At 64.6% G+C, this 12,938-nt stretch carries 13 protein-coding genes; 7 read left to right on the forward strand and 6 right to left on the reverse strand.

All coding sequences use genetic code 11. The annotated features are described in order from the left end of the window. Positions 1 to 174: 174 nt before the first annotated feature. From panE to AC1KVG_RS09035, 3 genes are read right to left on the reverse strand one after another with little or no spacing between them, the layout of a single operon-like run. On the reverse strand, positions 175 to 1,119 hold the full coding sequence (panE, locus tag AC1KVG_RS09025) for a 2-dehydropantoate 2-reductase (protein ID WP_481094180.1): 945 nt from the start codon (positions 1,117 to 1,119) through the stop codon (positions 175 to 177). Positions 1,120 to 1,124: 5 nt separating this feature from the next. After that, positions 1,125 to 1,928, reverse strand: coding sequence for an ABC transporter permease (locus AC1KVG_RS09030; RefSeq protein WP_023905597.1), 804 nt, complete (start codon positions 1,926 to 1,928; stop codon positions 1,125 to 1,127). Further along, complete coding sequence (locus AC1KVG_RS09035; protein WP_481094181.1) at positions 1,925 to 2,944, reverse strand: ABC transporter ATP-binding protein; 1,020 nt, start codon at positions 2,942 to 2,944, stop codon at positions 1,925 to 1,927. The genes AC1KVG_RS09030 and AC1KVG_RS09035 overlap by 4 nt, the downstream gene beginning before the upstream one ends. Positions 2,945 to 2,979: 35 nt before the next feature. Between AC1KVG_RS09035 and AC1KVG_RS09040 the strand changes: the two genes are divergently transcribed. Then, the gene (locus tag AC1KVG_RS09040; protein ID WP_481094182.1) at positions 2,980 to 3,807 is read left to right on the forward strand and encodes a ferredoxin--NADP reductase; all 828 of its coding nucleotides are present in this window, start codon (positions 2,980 to 2,982) and stop codon (positions 3,805 to 3,807) included. 89 nt (positions 3,808 to 3,896) lie between these two features. Here the strand turns inward: AC1KVG_RS09040 and dmeF are convergent, their stop codons facing one another. Continuing rightward, positions 3,897 to 4,898: a CDF family Co(II)/Ni(II) efflux transporter DmeF gene (dmeF, locus tag AC1KVG_RS09045; protein ID WP_481094183.1), complete on the reverse strand. Its 1,002-nt coding sequence runs from the start codon at positions 4,896 to 4,898 to the stop codon at positions 3,897 to 3,899. A gap of 65 nt (positions 4,899 to 4,963) precedes the next feature. On the opposite strand from dmeF, the gene AC1KVG_RS09050 reads away from it, so the two are divergent. After that, positions 4,964 to 5,236: a metal/formaldehyde-sensitive transcriptional repressor gene (locus AC1KVG_RS09050; RefSeq protein ID WP_104551897.1), complete on the forward strand. Its 273-nt coding sequence runs from the start codon at positions 4,964 to 4,966 to the stop codon at positions 5,234 to 5,236. Between the two features lie 26 nt (positions 5,237 to 5,262). On the opposite strand, the gene AC1KVG_RS09055 is transcribed toward AC1KVG_RS09050, so the two are convergent. After that, positions 5,263 to 6,834 (reverse strand): GH39 family glycosyl hydrolase, encoded by a 1,572-nt coding sequence (locus tag AC1KVG_RS09055; protein WP_481094184.1) that lies wholly within the window; start codon positions 6,832 to 6,834, stop codon positions 5,263 to 5,265. Between the two features lie 332 nt (positions 6,835 to 7,166). On the opposite strand from AC1KVG_RS09055, the gene AC1KVG_RS09060 reads away from it, so the two are divergent. From AC1KVG_RS09060 to AC1KVG_RS09080, 5 genes are read left to right on the forward strand one after another with little or no spacing between them, the layout of a single operon-like run. Next, positions 7,167 to 7,754 carry a hypothetical protein gene (locus AC1KVG_RS09060; RefSeq protein ID WP_104551894.1) on the forward strand — a complete coding sequence of 196 codons (588 nt, stop codon included), beginning with the start codon at positions 7,167 to 7,169 and terminating at the stop codon, positions 7,752 to 7,754. Then, the gene (locus AC1KVG_RS09065; RefSeq protein WP_481094185.1) at positions 7,751 to 7,951 is read left to right on the forward strand and encodes a helix-turn-helix transcriptional regulator; all 201 of its coding nucleotides are present in this window, start codon (positions 7,751 to 7,753) and stop codon (positions 7,949 to 7,951) included. Before AC1KVG_RS09060 ends, AC1KVG_RS09065 begins: the two co-directional genes overlap by 4 nt. 60 nt (positions 7,952 to 8,011) lie before the next feature. Further along, positions 8,012 to 9,604, forward strand: coding sequence for an alpha/beta hydrolase (locus AC1KVG_RS09070; protein ID WP_481094186.1), 1,593 nt, complete (start codon positions 8,012 to 8,014; stop codon positions 9,602 to 9,604). Between the two features lie 31 nt (positions 9,605 to 9,635). Beyond that, a complete protein-coding gene (locus tag AC1KVG_RS09075; RefSeq protein ID WP_006449486.1) occupies positions 9,636 to 10,382 on the forward strand; it encodes an ABC transporter ATP-binding protein in 747 nt (248 codons plus the stop codon). Continuing rightward, the gene (locus AC1KVG_RS09080; protein ID WP_317061135.1) at positions 10,379 to 11,572 is read left to right on the forward strand and encodes an ABC transporter permease; all 1,194 of its coding nucleotides are present in this window, start codon (positions 10,379 to 10,381) and stop codon (positions 11,570 to 11,572) included. The genes AC1KVG_RS09075 and AC1KVG_RS09080 overlap by 4 nt, the downstream gene beginning before the upstream one ends. Positions 11,573 to 11,852: 280 nt before the next feature. Here the strand turns inward: AC1KVG_RS09080 and AC1KVG_RS09085 are convergent, their stop codons facing one another. Further along, positions 11,853 to 12,869, reverse strand: a complete 1,017-nt coding sequence (locus tag AC1KVG_RS09085) for an energy transducer TonB (protein WP_481094187.1) — start codon at positions 12,867 to 12,869, stop codon at positions 11,853 to 11,855. Positions 12,870 to 12,938: the final 69 nt, after the last annotated feature.

The raw sequence follows: 12,938 nt of genomic DNA on the forward strand, positions 1-12,938 counted from the left end.
GCAATGCCGATTTCTATCGCGCGCGGCGCGCGGCATCGCATGACATGCAGCGATACGCCGTGCCACCTCGACGTATCGACATCAACCCTTCCCCCAACGGGTGAAGGTGCCCGCAGGGCGGATGGGGGTACGGTTTACACGCAGCCCAACAACCGCCCGCACACCCCAACAGCATCAGCTATGCCGCAACACCTGATACGCCTGCAGATGCACATTCGCCGCCATCAGCAGCGGCGCGTTGCGTCCGGTTTCGCGCACGCGCTTCAGCATGTCGCCAACGATCTGCGCCGCTTCCACGTCCTGGCCGGCTTCCAGATCGCGCAGCATCGAGGCCTTGAGCGGCGAATCCACCTGCAACAAGGTCTGCAGCGCCTTGGCGCGCGCAGCTTCCGGAATCGGCTGCCCGGCCGCATCGGCGGCCCACAGGCATTCGTTGTACAAGCCGTTGATCAACGCGCGGCCATCGTCGGTGGCCACGATCGCACCGACCGGCGCACGCATCAGGCAGGTGGCCGCCGCCAGTGCGGTGAGGAAGCTGTACTTGATCCACTGCTCCTGCGCGATCTGCTCGCTGGCCACATGGGTGATGCCTGCCTGCGCGCATACCGCAGCAAACGCCTGCACCCGCGCTGAGCTGGCACTGCCACTGCGCTCACCGAAGGTCATCGCCGCCGGCTTGCCCAGGTGCAGAATCTCGCCGTGCTCGCCCTTGGTCGCACTGATGAAGCACAGCCCGCCCAACACCCGCGCTGCACCGAAGCGCTCGTCCAGCGCTGCGTAGTGCCGCAGACCGTTGAGGATCGGCAGCACCGTGGTGTGCTCGCCCACCGCCGGCGCAATCGCCTCGATCGCGCTGTCCAAGTCGTAGGCCTTGCAGCTGAGGATCACCAGATCGAACGGCCGCTGCGCCACCAGCGCCGGCAGGTCCTGCGCGGTGACATGCACCACCGGCAGATCCGCATCACCGAGCGGGCTGCGGATGCGCAGGCCATCGGCCTGCAACTGCGCCGCACGCGCATCGCGCACCAGGAAGGTGACATCGACCCCGGCCTGCGCCAGACGTCCACCAAAATAACCGCCGGTGCCGCCGGCGCCGAGGATGAGGATATGCATCGCCATCGTCATCAGCTCCGCAAGCCCACACCACGGCGCAGCAACCACAGCGCCAGTGCGCTGAGCACCGCGACAAAGCCCAGCATCAGCGCGTAGGCCACCCAGATCGGCACGTCCGAGCTGCCGAGCAGGCCGTAACGGAAGGCGTTGACCATGTAGAAGATCGGGTTGGCGTGGGTGGCCGCTTCGGCCCACGGTGGCAGCAACTTCACCGAATAGAACACGCCGCCCAGATAGGTCAGCGGGGTCAGGATGAAGGTGGGCACGATCGCCACGTCGTCGAACTTCTTGGCGTACACCGCGTTGACGAAGCCGGCCAGCGAAAAGATGATCGCGCCCAGCACCACCGTGCTCAGCGTCACCAGCGGATGCGGGATGCGTACGGGGGTGAAGAACATCGCGATGATCAGCACCAGCGCGCCGACCATCACCCCGCGCAGCACCGCGCCGGAGACGTAGCCCCACAGGATCACCCAGTTGGGCATCGGGCTGACCAGCAGTTCTTCCACATGGCGGCCGAACTTGGCGCCGAAGAAGCTCGATGAGATGTTGCCGTAGCTGTTCTGGATCACGCTCATCATCACCAGGCCCGGCACGATGAACTGCATGTAGCTGTAGCCGCCCATGTCGCCCACGCGCGAGCCGATCAGCCCGCCGAAGATCAGGAAGTACAGCGTCATGGTGATGGCCGGCGGCACCAGGGTCTGGCCCCAGATGCGCAGGATGCGCTGCACTTCGCGGCGCACGATGGTGCCCAGCGCAATCCAGTTGCGGCGTGCGTTGGTGGGTTCGGTCACGGTGCGGATCTCGTTCATGGCTGGCCTCCGCTGCGCGGCTGCGTTGGCGGTGTGCCGTTGGGAATGGGCGTCGCGGGTGCGGCGGCGTCTGGCGCCGGCGCATCACCGGTCAAGCGCACGAACAGCTCTTCCAGCCGATTGCTCTTGGTGCGCATCGAGCGCACCCGGATACCGGCACTGCCGAGCGTGGCGAACACGCGGTTGAGGTCCATCGCGCGCGGCATGTCCAGGTCCAGCGTGTGGCCGTCGATGGCGGTGAGCGTGGTGCCTTCGATCACCGGCAATTCGGCTGGCAGATCACCGTCGATATCGAACAAAAAGCCTTCCACGTCGAGCTTGGCCAGCAATTCGCGCATCGGGCCCTGAGTGACGATCTGGCCGTGGTTGATGATGGCCAGGTTGCGGCACAGGTGCTCGGCTTCTTCCAGGTAGTGCGTGGTCAGGATAATGGTGGTGCCGGCTGCGTTGATCTCCTTGAGCACGCGCCACATGTCGCGGCGGATCTCGATGTCCACGCCGGCGGTGGGCTCGTCCAGGATCAGCAGCCGCGGCTGGGTCATCATGGCGCGGGCGATCATCAGCCGGCGCTTCATGCCGCCGGACAGCGTGCGGCTCATCACCTGGGCCTTTTCCCATAGGTGCGAGCGGCGCAGCTCCGCTTCGGCCAGCCGTTCGGCCTCGGCACGCGGCATGCCATAGAAACCGGCGTAGTTGACCAGGATGTCGAAGGGTTTTTCGAACAGGTTGAAGTTGACCTCCTGCGGGACCAGACCGATCAGCCGCATCGCATCGCTGCGGTGCTGGACCAGGTCGGTGCCGAACACTTCCACCTGGCCGGCAGACAGATTCACCAGCGAGCTGATGATGCCGATCAGGGTGGATTTGCCGGCGCCATTGGGGCCGAGCAGGGCGAAGAAATCGCCCGGCGCCACGTCCAGCGAGACGCCTTTGAGCGCCTGGGTGCCGTTGTCGTAGGTCTTGCGCAGATCGCACACACGCAGCGCGGGTGCGGTGATCGGAGATGGGGAATTCAAGATGTTCCTTCGCGTCAGCGTGACGGCGCAGCGAGTTGCAGGCCGTTATTATAGAAGCCCGCGGGGGCAAGCCCCGATCACAGACTGTCCTAAATACGTTCGTGCCCGTTCAATTCCCCCTCAAGCTTGTCGACCGGCGCATGATTGCGCCCACCGTGGCCCACTGCCAGTTCCTGCGTGACGACGGGCAGCCGCTGGATTTCCAGCCCGGGCAGTTCATCCAGATCCATTTCAGCGGCGCCGATGGCACGCCGACCAAGCGCAGCTATTCGCTGGCGACCATCCACGACCACGCGTTCGGACCGGGCGAGGCGGTGGATATCGCGGTGAGCTTCGTGCCCGGCGGCTCGGCCACTGCGCTGTTCGAAGGCCTGCAGATCGGCGACCAGTTGCAGGCAAGCGGGCCGTACGGCCGCTTCTGCCTGCCACCGGGCGACCACAACCGGCGCTATGTGCTGATCGCCACTGGTACCGGCGTCACCCCGTACCGCTCGATGCTGCCGTTGCTGGCCGAGGCGATCGCCAGCCGTGGCGTGCAGGTGGTGCTGCTGCAGGGCGCGCGCACGCCTTCCGAATTGCTATACGGCGATGACTTCCGTGCGTTTGCCGATGCGCACCCGCAGTTCCGCTACGTGCCGTGTTTCTCGCGCGAGCTGCCCGACCAGCCGCATGCCGATGTGCGGCATGGCTACGTGCAGCAGCAGCTGGCGGAGTTCGCGCCCGATGCGCAAGGCGACATCGCCTACCTGTGCGGCAACCCGGACATGGTGGACAGCTGCATCGAAGCCTTGAAGGCAGCCGGCCTGCCGAACGCGCAGATCCGCCGCGAGAAATACGTCAGCCCGGCGCCTTCGAAGACCTGAGCAACCAGGTCCGCAGCGCAGCGATAGCGCCGGCAGCTGCATGCACGCTGTGCCGCATGCAACGTGCATGCGGTTGCGCATAGGCGGTGCTACGCCCGCGCTGCGTGCAGTGCCGGGCGCTGCAACTCGACGGTGATATGCACCAGTTCTTCGTGAATCTGCAGCGCCTCGCGAACCAGCTTCGCATCGATATCTGCCGCGGTGATCAGACTGACCACGCAAGCATAGCGATCGCTGCCGACGCGCCAGACATGCAGGTCGCCGATCTCGATCGCATGCGGCAGCTCGGCGATGACCTGCTTCACTTCTTCCACCACCGGGGCATCCATCTCTGCATCCAGCAGCACGCGGCCGGTACTGCGCAGCAGTCCCCACGCCCAGACAGTGACCAGCACCGCGCCGACGATGCCCATGATCGGATCCATCCAGGTCACGCCCCAATGCATGCCGGCGACCAGCGCGACAATCGCCAAGACCGAAGTCGCCGCGTCGGCGACCACGTGCAGATACGCCGCTCTCAGATTGAGATCGGCGTGACCGTCGTGGTGACCATGACCATGACCATGACCGTCATGCGCGTGCTCATGGCCGTGCCCATGCCCATGGTGATGGCCGTGGTCATGCCCATGGCTATGCGAATCGCGTAACCACCAGGCGCAGATCAGGTTGACCAGCAAGCCGATGACTGCAATGACCGTGGCCTCCTGATACTGGATGGGTTTGGGCGAAAACAGCCGTTCCACTGATTGAAATGCCATCAGGCCGGCAACGCCCAACAGCAGCATCGCACTGGTGTAGCCACCCAGCACTTCGACCTTCCAGGTGCCGAAGGTGAAACGCACATCGTTGGCGTTGCGCCGCGCGAAGCGGTAGGCGAACAACGCAAGCCCCAGGGCGAGCGCGTGCGAGCTCATATGCCAGCCATCGGCGAGCAAGGCCATGGAGTTGAGTGTCCAGCCGCCGACGATTTCCACCACCATCATGACCACGGTCAGGATGACGGCCTTGCGGGTGCTGTGTTCGGCCAGCGGGTTGGTGCTGGCAAAGGTGTGCGACTGCGCGCAGTGCGGCGCGGCGTGCGTGATCGACATCGGAAGGGGCTCTGGCTACGATACCCCCCTATGGTATCTCGGATACCCCCAGGGGGTATATGGCAATGGCACATCTGAATCAGGACAAATCCAAACTGCTCGCGCGCGTGCGCAGGATCCGCGGGCAGGTGGAGGGGCTGGAAAAAGCCCTGGCGCAGGACGTGGACTGCACTGCGTTGTTGACGCAGGTGGCGGCGTTCCGCGGCGCGGCGCAGGGGCTGATGGTCGAGTTGCTCAGCGAGCACCTCAAGCATCACGTGGCGGCACCGGATGCGCTGGGTGACCGCGAGCTGGCGGTGGAAGACATCACCGCCATCCTCAAGACCTATCTGAAGTAAGAACGCTCAGCAGTGGTTGCCGGTCCTCAGCGCGGAGACGGTTCCAACGTCATCAGCACCACATCGTTGCTGCGCATCGGCACGCGGATCTCCACCACGCCATCGGCGCCGACGCGCACGCGGCGGTCCTGTTCGGGCGTATCGCGCGTGGCCTGCTGCAGCTGGGTCAGCTGACGCGGCGCCAGGTCCTTGGGCATGCCCATGTCGATGTACAGCGACAACGGGTCGTTGCGCCGGTAGCCGGTCTTGCGCACCTGCAGCTGATACGTGCCGGCCGGCACCTGCGTCAGCCGGAACAGCACTGGCGCGCTCTCGGTGCTGGGCACCTGTCTGGTATAGAACGGCGTATTGCTCACCGCCTGCACCGGCTGCTGCCAATCCCATGCCAACGCGGCGATGCGTTGGCCATCCACCGCCGCAAATGCGTGTGCGTCGCGCAGCGGAATGTCGCGGCCTTTGAGTGCGTTCAAGTACTTGTAGGCAAACCAGGCCGGCTTGCGGATGCCTTCGCGATTCATCAGCCCGAAGCCACCGTGGAAGGGCGTGGGCGGCGGGCCGGGCTCTTCGAACAGATCGGTATAGGTCCAGTAACTCATGCCCTGCACCAGGCCTTGCACCTGTTTGAGCTTGGTCAGGATGTAGGGCGCGCTGATGTAACTTTCGTGGACGAAATCGCGCGGCGTGTAGCTGCTGCTCCACTCGGTGAAATACAGCGGCAGATCCGGGAACGGCGAGGCCTGGATCTGCGCGCGCACCCGTCGCACATCGCCAACGATGGCATCCGGCGATGCGGACAACTTGGTGTCCTGCTTGCCGTCTTCATCGAGAAACCCGCCATCCACGCCGTAGGTGTGCGTGCTGACAAAATCGATCGGCAGTTTGTTGTGTGCCACATAGGCCAACAGTTCCGGCACCCATGCCGCACCGGCCGTGGACGGACCACCGACCCGCAGTTGCGGGTCGATCGCCTTGATCGTGCGTGCGGTGTTCGCGTACAGAGCGAAGTAGGCCTGCTGGTCGGCGTTCTCCCAGAAATCCTTGAGGTTGGGCTCGTTCCACACCTCGAAATACCATTGCCGCACTTCGTCGGCACCGTAGCGCGCGCGGATGTGGCGCACGTAGGCATCGATCAGCTGCGTCCACTTGGCCGGATCCGGATGCGAGGTGTTGCCCTTCCAGTAGAAGAGCGTCTGCTCGGAGGTTTTCATCGCGCTCGGGGTAAAGCCCAATTCCACGAACGGACGAATGCGCTTGGCCAGCAGCGCGTCGTAGAGCTGATCCAGCTTGGTCCAGTCGTAGACGAGTTTTCCGTCGACTTCTTTCACCGTGCCGAGCACGTCATGGAAGACATCGTGGAAGCGGATGTAGCGAAAGCCCAACTCCTGCACGGCAGGAACCAGGTGTGCCTGGGTGTCGCTGCGGATCAAGGTGCCGGGGAAGTCCGAGCCAATCGACAGAGCGTAGAAACGGTCGACCGGCCCGCTGGCGGCAGCCAGATCCACCTGGATCGTGCGCGGCGCAGGTGCGATTTCTTGCGCCACTGCCGAGGTCGCCATGCAGCCACTCAATGCGACTGCCAACAAGATCTTCAGACGCATCATCGCTCCCACCAATAGTTGATCAGGGAGCGTAACCCAGCTCCGGTGCAGCGCTGCAGAAGGGATGTGGATGCATCTCCTCTCGCCGTGGTTGAATCGGCAAACACACGGCAGCCCGCGCGTCGCCGGACGTGTAAAGGGTGCTTGACAGTTGGCCACGTCAAGAGCATCGTGCCTGTCAAGTTGACTTGACAGGTGAAAGGGATGCATCAGCAGCATTGGCAATCGGATTGCACACAGGGCTGGCCGGCGCAGCGGTTGATGCGCGGCAGTGCCGAGATGGGGAGCGTTGGCCTGCCATCGAGCGCAACAGCGCAGAAGAGGCGCAGCTCATGACCAGCTACAACCGCAACGCGCTGGTCGCGCTCTGCCTGGGGTTGGGCTTGCTCGCAGTGGGTGCGCTTGGCCATTGGCGGCTGTTGCCACTGAGCGCTTACCTTGCCGGGTTGTGTGCAGGTGCGGGCGTGTCGTGCCTGTTGCTGGCGCTGCTGTTTTGGCTGTCGCGCGGCAGCATGCGCGACAGCACGCGTCCCGCATTGGCGCGGCGTTATCAGCGCGAATTCGGCGTGCCGATGATGTTGTACGTGGTGGTGATGCTGGTCTGGAAATACCTGCTGGCCCACGTGGACCCGAACTGGGCGCGCGTGCTGATCGCGTTGTTGCCCGCAGTGTTGGTGGCGTTGGTGATCCGCGCGGTGGCGCGCTACGTGCGCGACTCGGACGAGATGCAGCGACGGATCGAACTGGAGTCGATCGCCATTGCCGCCGGCCTGGTCAGCGGCGCGTATATGACCGGTGGGTTTCTGCAGGCCGCCGAGCTGATCGACATCCCCGCAACGGTGGCGATGCTGTGGGTGTTTCCGCTGTTGTGCGGAATTTACGGCATCACCAAAAGCATCAACGCACGTCGCTTTCAATGAACAGCCGCGTACGCGAATTGCGCGAGGCCAGCGGTTGGTCGCAAGGCGAATTGGGAGAGCGGCTGGGCGTGTCGCGGCAGACCATCAATGCGCTGGAGACCGGCAAGTACGATCCCAGTTTGCCGTTGGCGTTTCGCATCGCGCGTTTGTTCGGGAAATCGATTGAGCACGTGTTTCTGTTTGAAGACGGGCAGTAGTCGCAACGGTCACACCCGACCGGCTGCGGCGTCAGGGAATAGGGGATACCAGGAGAGATGGTGAACATGGTGAAGCAACCCACAGTGGTAGCGGCATTGCTGATCGCGATGCTGGCTGCCGGATGTCAGCGTGCAGACAAACCTGCTGAAAACGCGCTTGCGAAAGATGCGCCTGCTGCAACCAAGGCTGGCGCAACTGCACCCGGCAGCGCGCAGCCACGTGCGGCAACCACGCAGACCGGCACGGCCGCAGCCAATCGCTACGGCACGCTGCAATTCGTACCGTGCACGCTGAGTTCCGGCAGCGCGGCCGGCAATATCGAAGCGCAGTGCGCAAGCCTGCGCGTGCCGGAGAATCCGGCCGCACCGACAGGGCGCAGGATCGACTTGAAGATCGCCTGGCTGGAAAGCGATGCCGGCGCTGGCAACAAGCCCGATCCGGTGTTCTTCATCGCCGGTGGGCCGGGGCAATCGGCGACCGAGGCTGCCGCCATCGCAGCGGCTGCGTTACGCGAGGTACGCAAAAATCGCGACATTTTTCTGGTCGATCAACGCGGCACCGGGGGATCTCACCCCATGCGGTGCGAGACAGCCGATGGCAAGCCGTTGCAGGCCGGCATGGCGTCCAGTCCGGAAGAATTGACCGCCTATGCGCAGCAATGTGCCGAAGGCTTGCAACGCCATACCGACCCGCGTTACTACACCACTGCCGAAGCCATCGGCGATCTGGATGCCGTCAGAGCCGCCCTGGGTGCACCACGCATCGACCTGATCGGTGTGTCTTATGGAACGCGCGTGGCGCAGCACTATGCCAAACGCTATCCCGCCCAAACGCGCGCCATTGTGCTCGATGGCGTTGCGCCTAGCGATCTGGTGATCAGCGGTGAGTTCGCACGCACGTTTGAAGACGCTTTGATCCTGCAGTCCGAACAATGCCGTGCCATCGCGGCCTGTCGCGCGCGCTTTCCCACCGATGTGCGCACGCAGCTGCGTACCGTCATGGACCGCTTGAAGACCGAATCGCCGGAAGTGGAGTACCGCGATCTGCGCACCAACGCCATCAAGCGCGATCGGGTGACCGCCGACGCAGTGATCGGTCTGGCCTTTACCTTCTCCTACGCACCGCAGAGCGCTGCCCTGCTGCCGTTGGTGCTGGACGAAGCCGCTGCAGGTCGCTACGCGCCGCTGATGGCGTTGTCGCACATGGACATGCAGATCAACCAGCCCATGCAATGGTCGGTGGTGTGCGCCGAAGATGCCGACCGCTATCGTCCGGTGCCCGCGCACCAGGCATTGCTGCTGGGCGAGGATGTGCCGCGCAGCGTCTTTGCCGCATGCCCGGTGTGGCCCACCGGCAAGCGCGCCGCCGATTTCACCGAGCCGCTGCGTTCGCAGGTGCCGGCCTTGCTGTTGTCCGGTCAGCTGGATCCGGTCACGCCGCCACGCTATGCCGACACCGTGCTCAAGGGACTGCCCAATGGGCGGCATCTGGTTGCACCCGGGCAGGGACACAGCGTCATGGCGCTGGGGTGCATCCCCAAGCTGATGGCGCAGTTCATCGAAACCGCCAATGCCGGTGAGCTGGATGCGCGCTGCGTTGCCGATCTCAACAACGTGCCCGCGTTTACCTCGTTCAACGGATGGGAACCATGAGCCGCACCGACCACGCCACGGAGGCGCTCGCATGATCGTTGTCGACAACCTGCACAAATCGTTCAAGACTAAGACCGGGCTGGTGAAAGCCGTCGATGGGGTCAGTTTCAGCGCCGCCGATGGCCAGATCACCGGCCTGCTCGGGCCCAACGGCGCCGGCAAGACCACCACCTTGCGCATGCTCTACACGCTGATGTCGCCTGACCAGGGCAGCGTGACCGTGGATGGTGTGGACGCCGCCCGCGATCCGGTCACGGTGCGCCGCGCACTTGGCGTGTTGCCGGATGCGCGTGGCGTGTACAAGCGGCTGACCGCACGCGAAAACATCGCTTACTTCGGTGAGTTGCATGGCATGTCGCGCACGCTGATTGCCGAGCGCACACGCCTGCTGTCGGCCGCGTTGGACATGGACGATATTCTCGATCGTCAGACCGAAGGCTTCAGCCAGGGCCAGCGCACCAAGACCGCGATTGCGCGCGCGCTGGTGCACGACCCGCGCAACGTGATTCTCGACGAGCCCACCAACGGACTGGACGTGATGACCACGCGCGCGATGCGCGGCTTTCTGCAGCAGTTGCGTGCAGAGGGGCGCTGCGTAATTTTTTCCAGCCACATCATGCAGGAGGTGGCGGCGCTGTGCGATCGCATCGTCATCGTTGCCAAGGGCACGGTGGTGGCCTGCGGCAGCGCCGACGAACTGCGCGCCGCCACCGGTGAAGACAATCTGGAAGACGCCTTCGTCAAGGCGATTGGCTCGGATGAGGGACTGCACGCATGAGCACCACATCGTTGTTGTCCACCCTGTGGACGGTACTGCGCAAGGAGTTACGCGATATCGGCCGCGATCGCCGTACGCTGGCATTGGCCTTGCTGCTGTCGCCATTGCTGTACCCGATCCTGATTCTGGGCATGGGCGCACTGAGCGAAAGCCGCGTGCGCACGCAGATCGACAAGCCGCTGGAGATCCCCACGCTCGGTCGCGAGAACGCGCCGAATCTGGTGCGTTTTCTGGCTGCGCAAGGGCTCAACGCGGTCGCCGCGCCTGCCGATCTGACCGCCGCAATCCGCACTCAGGAGGTGGATGTGGCGCTGCGCATCAGCGACAGCTACGCCGAGGACTGGCGTGCCGGCCGCCCGGCCTTGGTGGAGGTCATCAAGGACAGCACGCGGCGCGAGGCCGACGTGCCGAGCATGCGGTTGCAGGCCGCGCTCAGCGCTTATAGCCAGCAGGTCGGTGCATTGCGCCTGCTGGCACGCGGCATCGATGCGCAGGTGGGCAGGCCGCTGGAAATCGCCGCGCAGGACCTGGCCACCGCCGACGCCAAGCGTGGGCAGATGATGGCGATGCTGCTGCCGGTGCTGCTGGTGATTACCTCGTTTCTGGGCGGCGCCTCGCTGATCCTGGATGCCACCGCCGGCGAGCGCGAACGCCAGTCGCTGGAGCCGTTGCTGGCCACGCCGGCGCCACGTAGCGCGATTGTGAGCGGCAAGATCGCCGCCGCCTGCGTGATCGGCATGGTGTCGTTGTTGCTCACGTTGCTGGCGTTCAAGCTGAGTGCGCAGTTGTCCACCTCCAACCTGGGGCGCCAGCTCAATGTTGGTTTTTTGCCGATGTTGCAGATGCTCTTCATCCTGGTCCCGATGTTGTTCGTGGGCACCTCGCTGCTGACCTACCTGGCCGCTGCTGCCAAGAGCATGAAGGAAGCGCAGGCGCATATGACCTGGCTGTTGCTGCTGCCGATGCTGCCGGGCTATGCGCTGATGGCGTATCCGTTGAAGACGCAGCTGTGGCACTTCGCGGTGCCGTTTCTGGCGCAGAACCAGATGCTGCTGAAGGTGATACGCCACGAGCAGATCAACGCGCAGACTTGGGCGGTGTATCTGTTGGCTGGCTTCGGCGTAGCGGCGGTGTTGTGGTATGCGGCGGTGCGGCGGTATCACCAGGAGCGGTTGGCGATTTCCGGGTGATGCTCCTTCTCCCCTCGGGAGAAGGTGCCCGAAGGGCGGATGAGGGCACGGATCACCAGAAAACAAAAAGCCCGCATCGCTGCGGGCTTTTTGTTTGGTGCCCGACATTCGCCGGGAGTGCAGTGCATCGATCATCGGCAGCCATGGGCCATGGGCCATGGGCCATGAGCCAACAACCAATCAACCAATCAACCAATCAACCAATCAACGACCAAGCAATCAAGCAACCAACGGACTCACTCAGCCGCATGCAGAACTACTCGATCGCTCAACGCCCCACTCAACCACCCGGGTTAAACGACAGCGTGCGCCGCGTGGTCACCGGTGCGGCCACCGGTTCGAAGCGCCAGCGCTTGACCGCGTTGAGGGCTTCGCGGTCGAACACGCGCGGCGGATTGGCGCGCAGCACGCGCGAGGCGGTGATCGAGCCGTCGGTGCCAACCGTGAGTTCCACCAGCACTTCGCCGGAGGTGCCTGCGCGCAGCGCTTCAGGTGGATAGCGCGGTGCCGGGGTGCTGATCGGGCGCAGCGACTGCGCGCTCGGTGCAGCGGCCGCAGCCGCAGCCGGTGCCGGGCGCGGGGCGGCCGGGGTCGGTGCCGGCGTCTCGGCCTGACGGCGCGTCGCGGCCTGGCGCTCGGCTTCGGCGGTCTGCTGACGCGCGGCTTCCTGTTGCGCGGCGATCTGCTGCGCAGCGGCCGCCTCGCGGGTCTGCTGCTCGGCCAGACGCTTCTGCTCGGCCGCCTGCTTGGCCTTGTCTTCGACCAGCTTCTTGGCCTGTTCTGCATCCTGCTCGGAGCGGTTGGCGGCGGTCTTCATGCCCGCTTCCAGGCCGGTCTTCAGGCGCGGCAGTGCCGGTGCCTTGGGGTCGACCTTTTCGATCAGCGCGATCAGGCGCTGCGCTTCGGGGAATTCTTCGCGGCTGATGCCCTGTTCGGCGGCAATCAGCGTGTACGGCATCAGATCGGTCAGCGCGCTGTTGACGGTGGCGTCCTGCGGCTGCTTCTCGCGCAGTGCCAGGTAGTACTCCACCGCGTTGTCGCCGGCCGGGGCGTACATGCGGTTGTCCTGCAGCGCCTTGGTGGCCGATGCGCGCAGCTGGTCGGCGGCCATCGACTGCACCTGCGGCGATACCGCAGTGGCTGGCGTGGGCGCGGCGGCCGGTGCCGCGGGCGTGGCGCCGGTGGCCGGCGCGGTGGTGGCGGCCTTGTCTTCCTGCTTGGAGCAAGCGGCCAGGCCAACCAGCAAAATGACTGGCGCGATCCGGCGTGCCATACGGCCCTGTGTCAGATCCAACATGCGTCCCCCTTACCCCGAGTGCGATAGATAACGTTGCTGCGGCGAGCGCCGGCCACTGTTCCCGCAATG

Source organism: Xanthomonas sp. NCPPB 3959, assembly GCF_056675575.1.

Coding starts and splice junctions, on each gene's coding strand:
- AC1KVG_RS09055 (WP_481094184.1), bottom strand. CDS start 6,834: ATGCGTCTGAAGATCTTGTTGGCAGTCGCATTGAGTGGCTGCATGGCG.
- AC1KVG_RS09075 (WP_006449486.1), top strand. CDS start 9,636: ATGATCGTTGTCGACAACCTGCACAAATCGTTCAAGACTAAGACCGGG.
- AC1KVG_RS09060 (WP_104551894.1), top strand. CDS start 7,167: ATGACCAGCTACAACCGCAACGCGCTGGTCGCGCTCTGCCTGGGGTTG.
- AC1KVG_RS09050 (WP_104551897.1), top strand. CDS start 4,964: ATGGCACATCTGAATCAGGACAAATCCAAACTGCTCGCGCGCGTGCGC.
- AC1KVG_RS09085 (WP_481094187.1), bottom strand. CDS start 12,869: ATGTTGGATCTGACACAGGGCCGTATGGCACGCCGGATCGCGCCAGTC.
- AC1KVG_RS09065 (WP_481094185.1), top strand. CDS start 7,751: ATGAACAGCCGCGTACGCGAATTGCGCGAGGCCAGCGGTTGGTCGCAA.
- AC1KVG_RS09080 (WP_317061135.1), top strand. CDS start 10,379: ATGAGCACCACATCGTTGTTGTCCACCCTGTGGACGGTACTGCGCAAG.
- AC1KVG_RS09030 (WP_023905597.1), bottom strand. CDS start 1,928: ATGAACGAGATCCGCACCGTGACCGAACCCACCAACGCACGCCGCAAC.
- dmeF (WP_481094183.1), bottom strand. CDS start 4,898: ATGTCGATCACGCACGCCGCGCCGCACTGCGCGCAGTCGCACACCTTT.
- panE (WP_481094180.1), bottom strand. CDS start 1,119: ATGGCGATGCATATCCTCATCCTCGGCGCCGGCGGCACCGGCGGTTAT.